The following is a 13,874-nucleotide window of genomic DNA, read 5'->3' as shown; positions in this document are numbered from 1 at the left end:
CCCCACAAGAAGCGTGCGTCAGGGGATCAGTACGACCTTGCCCCGATTGCTCCGCGCCTCGATGACCTCGTGCGCCCGCGCCGCGTCCGCCAGGGCGAACTCCGCGTGTACGGCGGGCCGCAGCTCGCCGGTCTCGAACAGCCGCCACAGTTCGCGGCGCCACCTCTCGTACAGCTGGGGCTTCCCGCGCGCGATGAGCGCCATCTGGAAGCCGATGACCGACTTGGCGCCGACGAGCAGGTCGTACGCCGCCACGGTGCCGCCGCCCGAGCTGTAGGCGACGAGGCGGCCGTGCGGGGCGAGGGACCTGACGGCGGGTGCGAGCAGGTCGCCGCCGGCCGCGTCCAGGACGTAGTCGACGGGCTCGCCCCACGCCTCTTCCCGGTACGTGACGACCTCGTCGGCGCCGAGCCCGCGCACGAAGTCCGCCTTGCCGGGGCCCGACACGGCGGCCACGACGCGCGAGGCGCCCCTCAACTTGGCCAGCTGCACGGCGAGGTGGCCGACTCCGCTCGCGGCCGCCGTGACGAGCGCGGACTCGCCGGGCCCGGGGCGGGCCGCTTCGAGCGCCCCGTACGCGACGAGGCCCGACCGGACCAGGGCGACCGCGTCGACGGCGCTCGCGCCCGCGGGGACGGGGGAGGCCATCGCGGTGTGCAGCAGGGCGAAATCGGCGTACCCGTGCCCGAAGACGAGGCCCGTGACGCGGTCGCCCGGCGCGTACCCGGTGACGCCTTCGCCGAGCGCGACCACCGCACCGGCGACCTCCCCGCCGAGCGCGATCGGATCGCGGGGCTCGCGGACCTTGCGTACGACGGGCAGGGTCACGCCGACCGCCTCGACGCGCACGAGGAGCTCGCCGGGACCTGGTTCGGGGACGGGGGCCTCTTCCGTGAACAGGACCTCGGGACCGCCGCTGTGCTCGTACCGGACGCGACGCATCGGCACCACCTCCATAGGGCAGGGATCGTTGGGAGCTCCAACGATGCATGACCATAAGGCACCTGTCGTTGGGATGTCCAATGATTCTTCGCTAGGCTTTCCCCATGCCCACGACACCGCCCGCGCCCAGCACCATCCGCACCCTGCCCAGTTGGCTGCTCGGCCGCGCGGCGGCCCGCGGCCGCGGCCTGGTCGCCGAGGCGCTCGCCCGTGAAGGGCTCAAGATGTGGCACCACGTGGTGCTCAGTGCCGTCGCGGACCTGGGCCCCGTCGCCCAGGCCGAGCTGGGCCGCAGCGTCTCGCTCGACCCCAAGGACATGGTCGGCGTCATCAACGACCTCCAGGCCCAAGGGCTCGTCGACCGCGCCCCCGATCCCACGGACCGCCGCAAGAACGCGATCACGATCACGGACAAGGGCAAGCGGCTCGTGACGCGCTGCGCGCAGGTGGCCGCCGACGCCAACGACGCACTCCTCGCACCGCTCTCGGCGGCCGAGCGCGCGCGGTTCCTGGAGATGCTGACCAGGATCTCGGGAGTCGAGGACGGTCAAGAGGCTTAGGGCAGTGGGCCCGACCGGCGCAGGGGGCGCTCCCCGCCGGCCGGGACCCCGCCGCCGCGCGGCGGGGAGCCCGGGTCAGCCCTGGGCGGCCGCGGCCCGCAGGGCGACGCGGTGCTCGCCCGCGTACACGTTCATGGAGGAGCCGCGCAGGAAGCCGACCAGCGTGAGACCGGTCTCGGCGGCCAGGTCGACGGCGAGCGAGGACGGCGCGGAGACCGCGGCGAGCACCGGGATGCCCGCCATCACCGCCTTCTGCGCGAGCTCGAAGGAGGCGCGCCCGGAGACCAGCAGGACCGCCCGGGACAGCGGGAGCCGCCCCTCCCGCAGCGCGCGGCCGACCAGCTTGTCGACGGCGTTGTGCCGCCCCACGTCCTCCCGTATGTCGAGCAGCTCGCCCTCTTCGGAGAAGAGCGCCGCGGCGTGCAGACCCCCGGTCCTGTCGAAGACGCGCTGGGACGCGCGCAGCCGGTCGGGGAGGCTCGCGAGCAGCTCGACGTCGAGCCGGACCGGGGGAGCGTCGGAGATCGGGAAGCGCGCCGTGGTGCGCACCGCGTCCAGGCTCGCCTTGCCGCACAGGCCGCAGGACGAGGTGGTGTACACGTTGCGTTCGAGGGTGATGTCGGGGAGGACGACACCGGGTGCCGTCCGCACGTCCACCACGTTGTAGGTGTTCGAGCCGTCCTCGGTCGCCCCCGCGCAGTACACGATGGACTGCAGCTCGTCCGCGGCCCCCAGCACGCCCTCGCTGACCAGGAAGCCCGCCGCGAGCGCGAAGTCGTCACCCGGGGTGCGCATGGTGATGGCGAGCGGCTTGCCGTTCAGCCGGATCTCCAGGGGTTCCTCGGCGACCAGGGTGTCGGGGCGCTCAGAGACGTGCCCGTCCCGGATCCGGATCACCTTGCGTCGCGCCGTGACTCGTCCCATGTCTTGATCAGTCCCGGTTCTGTACGTGCTGGTAGCCGAAGCGGCCCTTGATGCAGAGGTTGCCGTGGGTCACCGGATTGTCGTGCGGCGAGGTGACCTTCACGATGTCATTGTCCTGCACGTGCAGCGTCAGGTTGCAGCCGACTCCGCAGTAGGCGCAGACCGTGGTCGTCTCGGTCTGCGCGGACTCGTCCCAGGTGCCCGCGGCCCGCATGTCGAACTCCGACTTGAAGCTGAGGGCGCCCGTGGGGCAGACCTCGATGCAGTTGCCGCAGTACACGCACGCCGAGTCGGTCAGCGGCGCGTCGTGCTCGACGGCGATCCGGGCGTCGAAGCCGCGGCCCGCCACCGCGATCGCGAAGGTGTTCTGCCACTGCTCACCGCAGGCGTCGACGCACTTGTAGCAGAGGATGCACTTGTCGTAGTCCCGTACGTAGAGGTCGTTGTCGACCTTGGGCTCCTCGTTCAGCCGGGCCGCGTCGGCGCCGAACCGCTCGGGCTTCGCCGCATACTCCTTGAGCCAGCCCGCGACCTTCGGCGTCGTCGACAGGTCGACGGACGACGCGAGGAGTTCGAGGACGACCTTGCGGCTGTGCCGGGTGCGCTCGGTGTCCGTGCGCACGCTCATGCCGGGCTCCGCCCTGCGGGAACAGGCCGGGGCGAGGGTGCGGGCGCCTTCGACCTCCACGACGCAGACCCGGCAGGCGTTCTTAGGGGTGAGGGTGTCGCCCTCGCAGAGGGTCGGTACGTCCTTGCCCGCGGCGCGGCAGGCGTCGAGGATCGTGGCCCCCTCCGGGACCCTGGCCGCCTGGCCGTCCAGGGTGAACTCCACGAGGCGGCGCGGCGGTTGAAGCGGGATCGCGGTCATTCGTACGCCCCCAAGCGGTCGATGGCGGATTCCACGGCGTTCCACGCGGTCTGGCCGAGACCGCAGATCGAGGCGTCGCGCATGGCCCGCCCCACCTCGCGGAGCAGCGCGATGTCGTCGGCGGCGGCCGCGCCGGTGCGCCCGGCGATGCGGTGCAGGGCCTCCTCCTGGCGGACGGTGCCGACCCGGCACGGCACGCACTGGCCGCACGACTCGTCGCGGAAGAACTCCGCGATGCGCAGCAGGACGCGGGGGAGCGGCACGGTGTCGTCGAGGGCGAGCACGACGCCGGAGCCGAGCGTGGCCCCGGCGTCCCTCGTCCCCTCGAAGGTGAGGGGGATGTCCAGCTCGTCGGGCCGTACGAACCCGCCTGCCGCGCCGCCGAGCAGGATCGCCCTGAGGTTGCCGGGCATGCCCGCGAGGGCGAGCAGCTCGCCGAGAGTGGCGCCGAAGGGCAGTTCGTAGACGCCGGGCCGCTCGACGCTCCCCGATACGCAGAAGAGCTTGGGCCCGGTGGACTTCTCCGTGCCGATCGCGGCGTACGCCCCGGCTCCCATCGTGAGGATCGGCAGGACGTTGACGAGGGTCTCCACGTTGTTCTCGGCGGTGGGCTTGCCGAAGAGACCCTTCTCCACGGGGAAGGGCGGCTTGGCGCGCGGCTCTCCCCGGTACCCCTCGATGGAGTTGAACAGCGCGGTCTCCTCGCCGCAGATGTAGGCACCGGCGCCCCGCCTGATCTCGATGTCGAAGGCGTACCCCTGGCCCAGGACGTCGTCGCCGAGCAGTCCACGCGCGCGTGCCTGTGCGATGGCGTGCTCCAGGCGGCGCAGGGCGAGCGGGTACTCGCCGCGCAGGTAGAGGTAGCCGAGGTGGGCGCCGACCGCGTACCCCGCGACGGTCATCGCCTCGATCAGCGCGTACGGATCGCCCTCCATGATCACCCGGTCCTTGAAGGTGCCGGGCTCGGACTCGTCGGCGTTGCAGACGAGGTAGTGCGGGTGATCGGGCTGCGCGGCGGTGGCCCCCCACTTCCGGCCCGTGGGGAAGGCGGCACCGCCCCGCCCGACGAGTCCGGACTCCGTGACCTCCCTGATGACCTCGGCGGGCCCGATGGCGAAGGCACGGCGCAGCGCGGTGTAGCCGCCGTGGGAGCGGTAGTCGTCCAGGGACTCCGGGTCCACGGTCCCGATGCGCTTGAGCAGGATCAGGCCGTCCTGGCCCGCCTGGGGGACGGCGAGGGAGGCGGGGGGTTCGGTGGGGGCGGTGTCGGGGGTGAGGGCGGCTCGGGTGAGGGTGTCGGGGGTGGCGGGGGCGACGACCGCTTGAGCCGCCACGGGGTCGCTGTCCCTGGGGCTCCGCCCCGGACCCCGCTCCTCAAACGCCGGAGGGGCTGATCGCGCTCCGCGCTCGTCCTCAATCGCCGGACGGGCTGAATTCGGTCCGGCAGGGGCCGAATATCCAGCCGGTCCGGCGTTATATCCAGCCCGTCCGGCGTTTGAGGACGAACTCGGCGGAGCTGGTGATGGGGCAAGCCCCGTGCCGGGGTCCGGGGCGGAGCCCCGGTTTCGGGAAGGGGCGGGATCGGGGAAAGAAACCGCCGGAGGCCCGGCCCGCACCACCAACGCAGCCGGAGCCCGCTCACACAGCCCAAGGCAAGGACTGGCCTCGACCGTGACCTTCGGCACGGAGCCGAGCCGCTCTTCCACCTCGCCGCACAGGTCAGCGCCCCCACAAGCAAGGTCCGTGCACACCCGCACCACCGTGCGCGCACGCGCCCGCACCGAGAACATGGAGTAGAACGTGGCCACCCCATAGCCCTCAGCGGGAGGAACCGTCAGCCGCCTGCACAAGTAGTCGAGGCCGCCCTCGCTGATCCACCCCACCCGGTCGTTCAGGGCGTGCAGCCCCGGCAACAGCAGATCCCGCCGCTCCCGCGCCACCCGGCCACCCCGCGCCCACCGCAGATCCGCGTCGCTGCGGTCGTCGGCGCCTTCCCACGCGGACTCGGGGGGCCCGAGCACCGCGTCGACGGCCGCCCGCTCCTCGTCCGTCGGCTTGCTGTCACCGAAGCGCAGATCCATACCTCACCTCACCTCGACCGACGCGGTCAGCTTGTCGATCCGGATCGCCGAGGCCTTGAACTCCGCCGTCCCCGCGATGGGGCAGTTCGCCTCGATCGTCAGCTGGTTGGTGTCGACCTCGTCGGGAAAGTGCATGGTCATGAAGGCGAGTCCGGGGCGCAGGCCCGGATCGACCCACACGGGCGCCGTCACCGTGCCGCGCCGCGAGGAGACCTCGACCTCCTCGCCCACCACGACGCCGTACCGCTCGGCGTCCTCCGGGCACAGCTCGACGTACTCCCCGCGCCGCAGCGGAGAGGCGAAACTCCCGCTCTGCACACCGGTGTTGTACGAGTCGAGGCGCCGCCCGGTGGTCAGCCTGATGGGGTACGCCTCGTCGGTGAGGTCGACCGGCGGGTCGTGCTCGACGAGCCCGAACGGGGCGGGGGTGCCGCGCCGCGCGGGATCGGCCTCCCACAACCTGCCGTGCAGGTACGTCGGTTCGATCCCGTTCACGTCGGGGCAGGGCCACTGGATGCCCTGCAGCTCCGCGAGACGGTCGTACGTCATGCCGTAGTGGTCGGGCGAGACGGACCGCAGCTCGTCCCAGACGGCCCGCGCGTCCGCGTACTTCCACTCGTGGCCGAGGCGCCTGGCGAGGTCGCAGATGATGTCGATGTCCTCGCGCGCCTCGCCGGGCGGCCGCACCGCCTTGCGCACCCGCTGCACCCGTCGCTCGCTGTTGGTCGTCGTACCGTCGGTCTCCGCCCATCCGGCGGTCGCGGGCAGCACGACGTCCGCCAATTCGGCGGTCTTCGTCAGGAAGATGTCCTGCACGACCAGGAAGTCCAGGGCTCGCATCCGGCGCACCGCCTGCTCGCTGTCGGCCTCCGACTGCGCGGGATTCTCACCGATGCAGTAGACGGCCTTGAGCGTGCCCTCCTCCATCGCCTCGAACATCTCCGTGAGGGTGAGGCCGTAGCGGGGCTGGATGACGGTGTCCCAGGCCGACTCGAACTTCAGCCGGGCGTCCGGGTCGAGGATGTCCTGGAAGCCGGGCAGGCGGTTGGGGATGGCGCCCATGTCGCCGCCGCCCTGCACGTTGTTCTGGCCGCGCAGCGGCTGCAGGCCCGAGCCGAAGCGGCCCACGTGTCCGGTCAGCAGCGACAGGTTGATCAGGGCGCGCACGTTGTCCGTGCCGTTGTGGTGCTCGGTGATGCCGAGCGTCCAGCACAGCTGGGCGCGCTCGGCCCGCGCGTAGGCGTGCGCCAACTCCCTTATCGCCGCTGCCGGTACGCCCGTCACCTTCTCGGCGAGCGAAAGGGTCCACGGCTCGACCAGAGCCGCGTACGCCTCGAATCCCGTCGTCGCCCGCTCGATGAACGCATGGTTGGCGAGGCCCGCGTGGATGATCTCGCGGCCGATCGCGTGCGCCATCGGGATGTCCGTGCCGACGTTCAGACCGAGCCAGCTCTCGGCCCATTCGGCGGTCTTGGTGCGGCGCGGGTCGACCGCGTACATCCGCGCGCCGTTCCTGATGCCGCGCAGCACGTGCTGGAAGAAGATCGGGTGCGCGAAGCGGGCGTTGGAGCCCCACATCACGACGAGGTCCGTGTGCTCGACCTCTTCGTACGACGAGGTCCCTCCGCCCGAACCGAAGGCCGCGGAGAGGCCCGCGACGCTCGGCGCGTGGCAGGTGCGGTTGCAGGAGTCGACGTTGTTGGTGCCCATGACGACGCGGGCGAACTTCTGCGCCACGTAGTTCATCTCGTTGGTCGCGCGGGCGCAGGAGAACATCCCGAAGGCGCCGCGCGCCGCGCCGAGGCCCTCCGCCGCGCGGGCAAGGGCCTCGTCCCAGGTGGCCCGGCGCAACGGCGCGTCACGGGAGTCGCGGATCAGCGGGTGGGTGAGCCGGGTGTACGTCTTGGGGGTGCGGTCACGTTTCTTGCTCATGCGGCGGTCCTCAATGCGAGCAGGTCCGAGATGGCGTGCACGGTGCGCAGCGTCGGCACCGGGACACCGGTGATGTCCGCCAGCTCCACGACGGCCGCGAGCAGCACGTCGAGTTCCAGCGGTTTGCCGCGCTCCAGGTCCTGGAGGGTGGAGGTGCGGTGGTCGCCGACGCGTTCGGCGCCCGCGAGGCGGCGCTCCACGGAGATGTCGGGCTCGCAGCCGAGGGCCGCGGCCACCGCGAGCGTCTCGTTCATCATGATCTCGATGACCCGCCGGGTGCCGCCGTGCAGACACATCTCGCGCATCGTGGCGCGGGCGAGCGCGCTGATCGGGTTGAAGGAGATGTTGCCGAGCAGCTTGATCCAGATGTCGCCGCGGAGTTCGGGCTCGACCGGGCACTTGAGGCCGCCCGCCACCATGGCCTCGCTGAAGGCGGCGCAGCGCGCGGAGCGGGAGCGGTCCGGCTCGCCGATGGAGAACCGAGTGCCCTCCAAGTGGCGTACGACGCCCGGGCCTTCGAGCTCGGTGGCCGCGTAGACCACGCAGCCGACGGCCCGTTCGGGCGCGAGCACCGCGCTGACCGCACCGCCCGGGTCGACGCTCTCGATGCGGTGTCCTTCGTGCGGTCCGCCGTGCCGGTGGAAGTACCACCAGGGGATGCCGTTCTGCGCGGCGATCACCGCGGTCGATTCATGGAGCAGGGGCTCGATCAGCGGCCCGCACGCCGCGTACGAGTTGGCCTTCAGGCCGAGGAAGACGAAGTCGACGGGCCCGATGTCGGCCGGATCGTCGGTGGCGTGGGTCCGCGCGGTGAAGTCGCCGCGAGGGCTGAGGACCCTTACTCCGTGCTGCCTCATGGCCGCCAAGTGGGGTCCACGGGCTACGAGATGGACGTCGGCACCCGCGCGGTGCAGCGCGGCTCCGACGTAGGCGCCGATCGCACCGGCACCGAGGACTGCGACTTTCACGGTGGGGCGCTCCATTCGGTTGAGGGATCCGAGGAACGTGGGGAGCGGAACGTGTAGAGCAGAAGGCGGAGAGCAAACGTATGGAGAAGACGTCGACGGAATATTGTCTACAGTATGGAAGTTGGGTCAGCAAGGGGTGGCGCGAGAGATTGCATACCGTCGACCCGTGCTGTGCGCCCTCTTCCCAACTCCGCCGTCGGTTTCTACCGTTCGGGATCATGAGGCCCCCCGTCGCACCCCCCGGCTGGAGTCGCTGGCTCGTGCCGCCCGCCGCCCTTTCCGTACATCTCTCCATCGGCCAGGCCTACGCCTGGAGCGTCTTCAAGCCGCCCCTCGAATCCGCCCTCGACCTCAGCGGCACCCAGAGCGCGCTGCCCTTCCAGCTCGGCATCGTCATGCTCGGCCTGTCCGCCGCCTTCGGCGGCACGCTCGTCGAGCGCAACGGACCGCGCTGGGCCATGACCGTCGCGCTCGTCTGCTTCTCCTCCGGCTTCCTGATCGCCGCCCTCGGCGCCGCGACAGGCCAGTACTGGCTGATCGTGTTCGGCTACGGCTTCGTCGGCGGGATCGGCCTCGGCATCGGCTACATTTCCCCGGTCTCCACCCTGATCAAGTGGTTCCCCGATCGCCCCGGCATGGCCACCGGCATCGCGATCATGGGCTTCGGCGGCGGCGCGCTCATCGCCTCGCCCTGGTCGGCGTGGATGCTGGACTCCTTCGGCACGGACGGACACGGCATCGCGCTCGCGTTCCTGGTGCACGGCCTGACGTACGCCGTCTTCATGTCTCTCGGCGTGTTCCTGGTGCGCGTGCCGCGTACGGAAGGTGCGCACAAGCCCGGCGGGCCCGGCGCGCTCGACGGGCCGCAGGTCTCCGCCCGCTCCGCCGTGCGCACCCCGCAGTTCTGGTGCCTGTGGGTGGTCCTGTGCATGAACGTGACCGCGGGCATCGGCATCCTGGAGAAGGCCGCCCCGATGATCACGGACTTCTTCGCGGACACCTCGACGCCCGTGTCCGTCTCCGCCGCGGCAGGCTTCGTCGCCCTGCTCTCCGCGGCCAACATGGCGGGACGCATCGGCTGGTCATCGGCGTCCGACCTGATCGGCCGCAAGAACATCTACCGCCTCTATCTGGGCGTCGGCGCGCTCATGTACCTCCTGATCGCGCAGTTCGGAGACGACTCGAAGCCGCTGTTCGTCGTCTGCGCGCTGGTGATCCTCTCGTTCTACGGAGGCGGCTTCGCGACCGTCCCCGCCTACCTGAAGGACCTCTTCGGGACCTACCAGGTCGGCGCCATCCACGGCAGGCTGCTCACCGCCTGGTCCACGGCGGGGGTGCTCGGGCCGCTGATCGTGAACCGCGTGGCCGACCACCAGGAAGAGGCGGGCAAACACGGCTCCGCGCTCTACGGCCTCTCCTTCACGATCATGATCGGTCTGCTCGTCGTGGGCTTCGTCGCCAACGAACTCGTCAGGCCCGTCCACCCCCGCCACCACGTGCCCGCCCCGAAGGAGGACACCGACGATGACCACGCCGCCGAGCGCACCGCCCCGTAGCCGCCGCGCACTCATCCTTTTCGCCTGGCTTTGGGTGGGTATTCCCCTCGCCTACGGCCTCTACGAACTCGTACACAAGGCCACCCAGCTGTTCACCGGGTGACACGATGATGAGAAGCATCCAAAGCGGGCGCGCCTTTCCTGTCACATTACGTACCCCGTTACTCGCGAGTCGCTGAGCAGACTGGAGGATCCCGCAGCTCCGGCAACACATAAGGGGACCCGTACATGCACGGCTCGCGCATCGTCGCCGTCGGCCACTATCAGCCCGCCAAGGTGCTCACCAACGCGGAGCTGGCGGGGGTGGTCGACACCAGCGACGAGTGGATCCGGTCCCGGGTGGGCATCCGCACCCGTCATGTCGCGGGCCCCGAGGAGCCGGTCGACGAACTGGCCGCGCACGCGGGCGGCAAGGCCCTGGCCGCCGCGGGCCTGACGCCCGACGCCATCGACCTGGTCCTGGTCGCCACCTCCACGGCCATCGACAGGTCACCGAACATGGCGGCCAGGGTCTCCGCGCGGCTCGGCATCCCCTCGCCCTCCGCCATGGACCTCAACGTGGTCTGCGCGGGCTTCACGCACGCCCTGGCCACCGCCGACCACACGGTGCGGGCCGGGGCGGCGACCCGCGCCCTGGTCATCGGCGCGGACAAGATGACCCAGGTCACCGACTGGACGGACCGCACCACCTGCGTCCTGACCGGCGACGGGGCGGGCGCCGCCGTGGTCGAGGCGTGCGGCCCCGGCGAGGAGGCGGGGATCGGCCCCGTCCTGTGGGGCTCGGTGCCCGAGATGGGCAACGCCGTCCGGATCGAGGGCACCCCGCCGCGCTTCGCCCAGGAGGGCCAGAGCGTCTACCGCTGGGCCACGACGCAGCTGCCGCCGCTCGCCCGCGCGACCTGCGAGCGCGCCGGACTCACCCCCGCCGACCTCGCGGGCGTGGTCCTGCACCAGGCGAACCTGCGCATCATCGAACCGCTCGCGGAGCGCATCGGCGCGGTGAACGCCGTTGTCGCGCGCGATGTCGTCGACTCCGGCAACACCTCGGCGGCGAGCGTCCCCATGGCCCTGTCCAAGCTGGTGGAGCGCGGCGAGATCCGCTCGGGCGACCCGGTGCTGCTCTTCGGCTTCGGCGGCAACCTGTCGTACGCGGGGCAGGTCGTGCGCTGTCCCTGAGAGGTGTCCGTGTGATGGGCTCAACTCCCCCTGGTGCTGGCCCTTGTGGCTCGTAGACTGTAGACAAAAGGCAATCGTCGAGGAGGGGACCGCGATGTTGTCCACAGGACTGCCGCAGGGGGCGGTGCCCAGGCTCGAACGCCCCGGGCCGCTCAGAGAGCGTGTCTACGAGGCGCTGCTCGAACTCATCACGACCCGCTCGCTGCAGCCGGGGCAGCACCTCGTCGAGAGCGAACTCGCCGGACACCTCGGCGTCTCCCGGCAGCCGGTGCGCGAGGCGCTGCAACGCCTCAACACCGAGGGCTGGGTCGATCTGCGCCCGGCCCAGGGCGCCTTCGTGCACGAGCCGACCGAGGAGGAGGCGGACCAGCTCCTGACGGTCCGCACCCTGCTGGAGGCCGAGGCCGCCCGGCTCGCCGCCGCGAACACCGGCACCGCGGGCATCACCGCGCTCGACGAACTCTGCACCCAGGGCGAACAGGCCGTCGCCGACGGCGACGTGGACCAGGTGGTGACCCTCAACGCGGCCTTCCACGCCAAGGTGATGGAGCTCGCGGGCAACGTCGTCCTCGCCGAACTCGCCGGGCAGGTGGACCGCAGGGTGCGCTGGTACTACACGCCGGTCGCCCGGCAGCGCGGCAGCCAGTCCTGGATCGAGCACCGCGAACTGATCGCGGCGATCGCCGAGCGCGACGAGCAGCGGGCCACCGACATCATGCGCGCCCACACGGAGCACACCCGCAAGACGTACCACCAGCGCGACCGGGGCTGAGCCCTCGACGGCCCGGGGCGGGGAACACGGTCGCCGCCCCGGCCGTTCCCCCTGAGGGCCGGGAGCGGCCGTGTGGAGAGTGCCGACGCCAGGGGCGGGAGACGCGACGTGAGCGGTACGAACAACCGGATACGACCGGCGATCAGCGAGGACGTGCCGACGGCCGTCAGGACGCTCGGCCGTGCCTTCGCCGACTATCCCTTCACCCGGCACGTGGTCGACGCCGACGACCACGAGGAGCGCGTCCGCCGCTTCCAGGAGCTCTTCCTCACCCGCGTCGGGATGGTCTACGGACGCGTCTGGGTCGCGGGCGCGGGCCGGGCCGTCGCCGTGTGGACCACTCCGGACCGCGACCCGGGCCCCGGATTCGCCGCCGTCGGCCCGCTGATCGGTGAGCTCGCGGGGGCCCGCAAGGCGTGGTTCGACGCGGCCGACCGGGCGCTGCAGCCGTTCCGTCCGCTGCGCCCCGCGTGGTTCCTCGCCACGGTGGGCGTGGACCCCGACGCGCAGGGGCAGGGCCTCGGCCGCGCGGTGATCAGACCCGGCATCGAGGCGGCCGACCGGGCGGGGTACCCCGCTTTCCTGGAGACGTCGACCGAACGCAACGTGGCGTTCTACCAGCGGCTCGGCTTCGCCGTCACCGCGGAGATCGACCTGCCCGACAACGGCCCGCGCACGTGGTGCATGCTCCGCGAGCCGGTGTAGTCCCGCCGGACAGGCCCTGGGCCCGTACAGCTTTGTCCTGTGACTGGAGAAAGTCATGGGTAATTCCCGCGCAACTTCTTCCCACCCCCGGCAGGCACTGCTACGTTCCCCTCGAAAGCTTGAAGGAGGCCCGAAGACAACGGCGTTGTCCGAGGGCGCGGAACTGGCAGCCCGAAGAGGCGGGAGGGGCGCGTGAGACGTATGACGGCTCGACCCGCCAACGCGCACCAGGCGCGGTTGTTGCGGCTGCTGCGTGACGGAGGTCCCAACTCCCGTGCGCAGCTGGGCGATCAGGTCGATCTCTCGCGGTCCAAACTGGCCGTCGAGGTCGACCGGCTCCTGGAGACCGGACTCGTGGTCGCCGACGGACTCGCCGCCTCGCGCGGCGGCCGCCGCTCCCACAACATCCGCCTGGCCCCCGCCCTCCGCTTCCTCGGCGTGGACATCGGCGCGACCTCGATCGACGTCGCGGTCACCAACGCCGAGCTGGAGGTGCTCGGGCACATCAACCAGCCCATGGACGTGCGCGAGGGCCCGGTCGCGGTCTTCGAACAGGTCCTCGTCATGGCGGCCAAACTGAAGGCCACCGGGCTCGCGGAGGGATTCGACGGCGCCGGGATCGGCGTCCCGGGCCCCGTCCGCTTCCCCGAGGGCGTCCCGGTCGCCCCGCCGATCATGCCGGGCTGGGACGGCTTCCCCGTACGGGAGGCCCTCAGCCAGGACCTGGGCTGCCCCGTCATGGTCGACAACGACGTGAACCTCATGGCGATGGGGGAGCAGCACGCGGGCGTCGCACGCTCCGTGGGCGACTTCCTCTGCGTCAAGATCGGCACGGGCATCGGCTGCGGCATCGTCGTCGGCGGCGAGGTCTACCGCGGTACGACGGGCAGCGCCGGCGACATCGGCCACATCCAGGCGGAACCGGACGGACGCCCCTGCGCCTGCGGCAACAAGGGCTGTCTGGAGGCCTACTTCAGCGGCGCGGCACTCGCCCGCGACGCCGAGGAGGCGGCCAGGGAGGGGCGTTCGGCGGAGCTCGCCACGCGGCTCGGCGAGGCGGGGCGGCTCAGCGCCGTCGACGTCGCGGCGGCCGCCGCCGCGGGCGATGCCACCGCGCTCGACCTCATCCGGGCGGGCGGCAACCGCACCGGACAGGTCATCGCGGGACTCGTCAGCTTCTTCAACCCCGGTCTCGTGGTGATCGGCGGCGGTGTGACAGGACTCGGCCACACACTGCTCGCCGCGATCCGTACCCAGGTCTACCGCCAGTCGCTGCCCCTGGCGACCGGCAACCTCCCCATCGTCCTCGGCGAGTTGGGGCCGACCGCCGGAGTCATCGGCGGCGCCCGGCTCATCAGCGACCACCTGTTCTCCCCGGCCTGACCGGTCT

At 71.5% G+C, this 13,874-nt stretch carries 13 protein-coding genes; 7 read left to right on the top strand and 6 right to left on the bottom strand.

What is annotated here, in order from left to right:
- Nucleotides 1-18 precede the first annotated feature (18 nt).
- Nucleotides 19-942, bottom strand: coding sequence for a quinone oxidoreductase family protein (locus CP970_RS05440; protein ID WP_055544013.1), 924 nt, complete (start codon nt 940-942; stop codon nt 19-21).
- Nucleotides 943-1,046: 104 nt separating this feature from the next.
- Here CP970_RS05440 and CP970_RS05435 point away from each other — a divergent pair, with 104 nt between their 5' ends.
- Nucleotides 1,047-1,502, top strand: coding sequence for a MarR family winged helix-turn-helix transcriptional regulator (locus CP970_RS05435; RefSeq protein WP_055544008.1), 456 nt, complete (start codon nt 1,047-1,049; stop codon nt 1,500-1,502).
- Between the two features lie 75 nt (nt 1,503-1,577).
- Here CP970_RS05435 and fdhD read toward each other — a convergent pair whose 3' ends face one another.
- The 5 genes from fdhD to CP970_RS05410 are packed head-to-tail and all read right to left on the bottom strand — an operon-like array spanning nt 1,578 to nt 8,275.
- Entirely contained in the window at nt 1,578-2,426 is an 849-nt protein-coding gene (gene fdhD / locus CP970_RS05430; protein ID WP_055544009.1) for a formate dehydrogenase accessory sulfurtransferase FdhD, read from the bottom strand.
- 7 nt (nt 2,427-2,433) lie between these two features.
- Complete coding sequence (locus CP970_RS05425; protein ID WP_055544010.1) at nt 2,434-3,294, bottom strand: 2Fe-2S iron-sulfur cluster-binding protein; 861 nt, start codon at nt 3,292-3,294, stop codon at nt 2,434-2,436.
- Nucleotides 3,291-5,375, bottom strand: coding sequence for an NADH-ubiquinone oxidoreductase-F iron-sulfur binding region domain-containing protein (locus CP970_RS05420; protein WP_150493009.1), 2,085 nt, complete (start codon nt 5,373-5,375; stop codon nt 3,291-3,293). The genes CP970_RS05425 and CP970_RS05420 overlap by 4 nt, the downstream gene beginning before the upstream one ends.
- A 3-nt stretch (nt 5,376-5,378) precedes the next feature.
- A complete protein-coding gene (locus CP970_RS05415; RefSeq protein ID WP_055556051.1) occupies nt 5,379-7,307 on the bottom strand; it encodes a molybdopterin oxidoreductase family protein in 1,929 nt (642 codons plus the stop codon).
- The gene (locus CP970_RS05410) at nt 7,304-8,275 is read right to left on the bottom strand and encodes a 2-dehydropantoate 2-reductase (RefSeq protein ID WP_055556053.1); all 972 of its coding nucleotides are present in this window, start codon (nt 8,273-8,275) and stop codon (nt 7,304-7,306) included. The genes CP970_RS05415 and CP970_RS05410 overlap by 4 nt, the downstream gene beginning before the upstream one ends.
- 218 nt (nt 8,276-8,493) lie before the next feature.
- Here CP970_RS05410 and CP970_RS05405 point away from each other — a divergent pair, with 218 nt between their 5' ends.
- From CP970_RS05405 to CP970_RS05385, 6 genes are all read left to right on the top strand, one after another.
- Nucleotides 8,494-9,831, top strand: coding sequence for an OFA family MFS transporter (locus CP970_RS05405; RefSeq protein WP_055556049.1), 1,338 nt, complete (start codon nt 8,494-8,496; stop codon nt 9,829-9,831).
- Nucleotides 9,800-9,934 (top strand): MFS transporter small subunit, encoded by a 135-nt coding sequence (locus tag CP970_RS46190; protein ID WP_420855626.1) that lies wholly within the window; start codon nt 9,800-9,802, stop codon nt 9,932-9,934. The genes CP970_RS05405 and CP970_RS46190 overlap by 32 nt, the downstream gene beginning before the upstream one ends.
- A 125-nt stretch (nt 9,935-10,059) precedes the next feature.
- Complete coding sequence (locus CP970_RS05400; protein WP_055556047.1) at nt 10,060-11,007, top strand: beta-ketoacyl-ACP synthase III; 948 nt, start codon at nt 10,060-10,062, stop codon at nt 11,005-11,007.
- 94 nt (nt 11,008-11,101) lie between these two features.
- On the top strand, nt 11,102-11,779 hold the full coding sequence (locus tag CP970_RS05395) for a GntR family transcriptional regulator (RefSeq protein WP_055556044.1): 678 nt from the start codon (nt 11,102-11,104) through the stop codon (nt 11,777-11,779).
- A 108-nt stretch (nt 11,780-11,887) separates the two neighbouring features.
- On the top strand, nt 11,888-12,484 hold the full coding sequence (locus tag CP970_RS05390; protein WP_055556042.1) for a GNAT family N-acetyltransferase: 597 nt from the start codon (nt 11,888-11,890) through the stop codon (nt 12,482-12,484).
- A gap of 201 nt (nt 12,485-12,685) precedes the next feature.
- Nucleotides 12,686-13,867 carry an ROK family transcriptional regulator gene (locus tag CP970_RS05385; RefSeq protein ID WP_055556040.1) on the top strand — a complete coding sequence of 394 codons (1,182 nt, stop codon included), beginning with the start codon at nt 12,686-12,688 and terminating at the stop codon, nt 13,865-13,867.
- The last annotated feature ends 7 nt before the right edge of the window (nt 13,868-13,874 follow it).

It is taken from the genome of Streptomyces kanamyceticus (assembly GCF_008704495.1).
Taxonomy (GTDB): domain Bacteria; phylum Actinomycetota; class Actinomycetes; order Streptomycetales; family Streptomycetaceae; genus Streptomyces; species Streptomyces kanamyceticus.
The sequence above is the reverse complement of the archived record's forward strand: the minus strand, read 5'-3'. Positions and strand labels throughout refer to the sequence as shown.

Excerpts from the sequence above, each read along its gene's own strand:
- CP970_RS05440 (WP_055544013.1), bottom strand. The coding sequence starts at position 942 with ATGCGTCGCGTCCGGTACGAGCACAGCGGCGGTCCCGAGGTCCTGTTC.
- CP970_RS05435 (WP_055544008.1), top strand. The coding sequence starts at position 1,047 with ATGCCCACGACACCGCCCGCGCCCAGCACCATCCGCACCCTGCCCAGT.
- fdhD (WP_055544009.1), bottom strand. The coding sequence starts at position 2,426 with ATGGGACGAGTCACGGCGCGACGCAAGGTGATCCGGATCCGGGACGGG.
- CP970_RS05425 (WP_055544010.1), bottom strand. The coding sequence starts at position 3,294 with ATGACCGCGATCCCGCTTCAACCGCCGCGCCGCCTCGTGGAGTTCACC.
- CP970_RS05420 (WP_150493009.1), bottom strand. The coding sequence starts at position 5,375 with ATGGATCTGCGCTTCGGTGACAGCAAGCCGACGGACGAGGAGCGGGCG.
- CP970_RS05415 (WP_055556051.1), bottom strand. The coding sequence starts at position 7,307 with ATGAGCAAGAAACGTGACCGCACCCCCAAGACGTACACCCGGCTCACC.
- CP970_RS05405 (WP_055556049.1), top strand. The coding sequence starts at position 8,494 with ATGAGGCCCCCCGTCGCACCCCCCGGCTGGAGTCGCTGGCTCGTGCCG.
- CP970_RS46190 (WP_420855626.1), top strand. The coding sequence starts at position 9,800 with ATGACCACGCCGCCGAGCGCACCGCCCCGTAGCCGCCGCGCACTCATC.
- CP970_RS05400 (WP_055556047.1), top strand. The coding sequence starts at position 10,060 with ATGCACGGCTCGCGCATCGTCGCCGTCGGCCACTATCAGCCCGCCAAG.
- CP970_RS05395 (WP_055556044.1), top strand. The coding sequence starts at position 11,102 with ATGTTGTCCACAGGACTGCCGCAGGGGGCGGTGCCCAGGCTCGAACGC.
- CP970_RS05385 (WP_055556040.1), top strand. The coding sequence starts at position 12,686 with ATGACGGCTCGACCCGCCAACGCGCACCAGGCGCGGTTGTTGCGGCTG.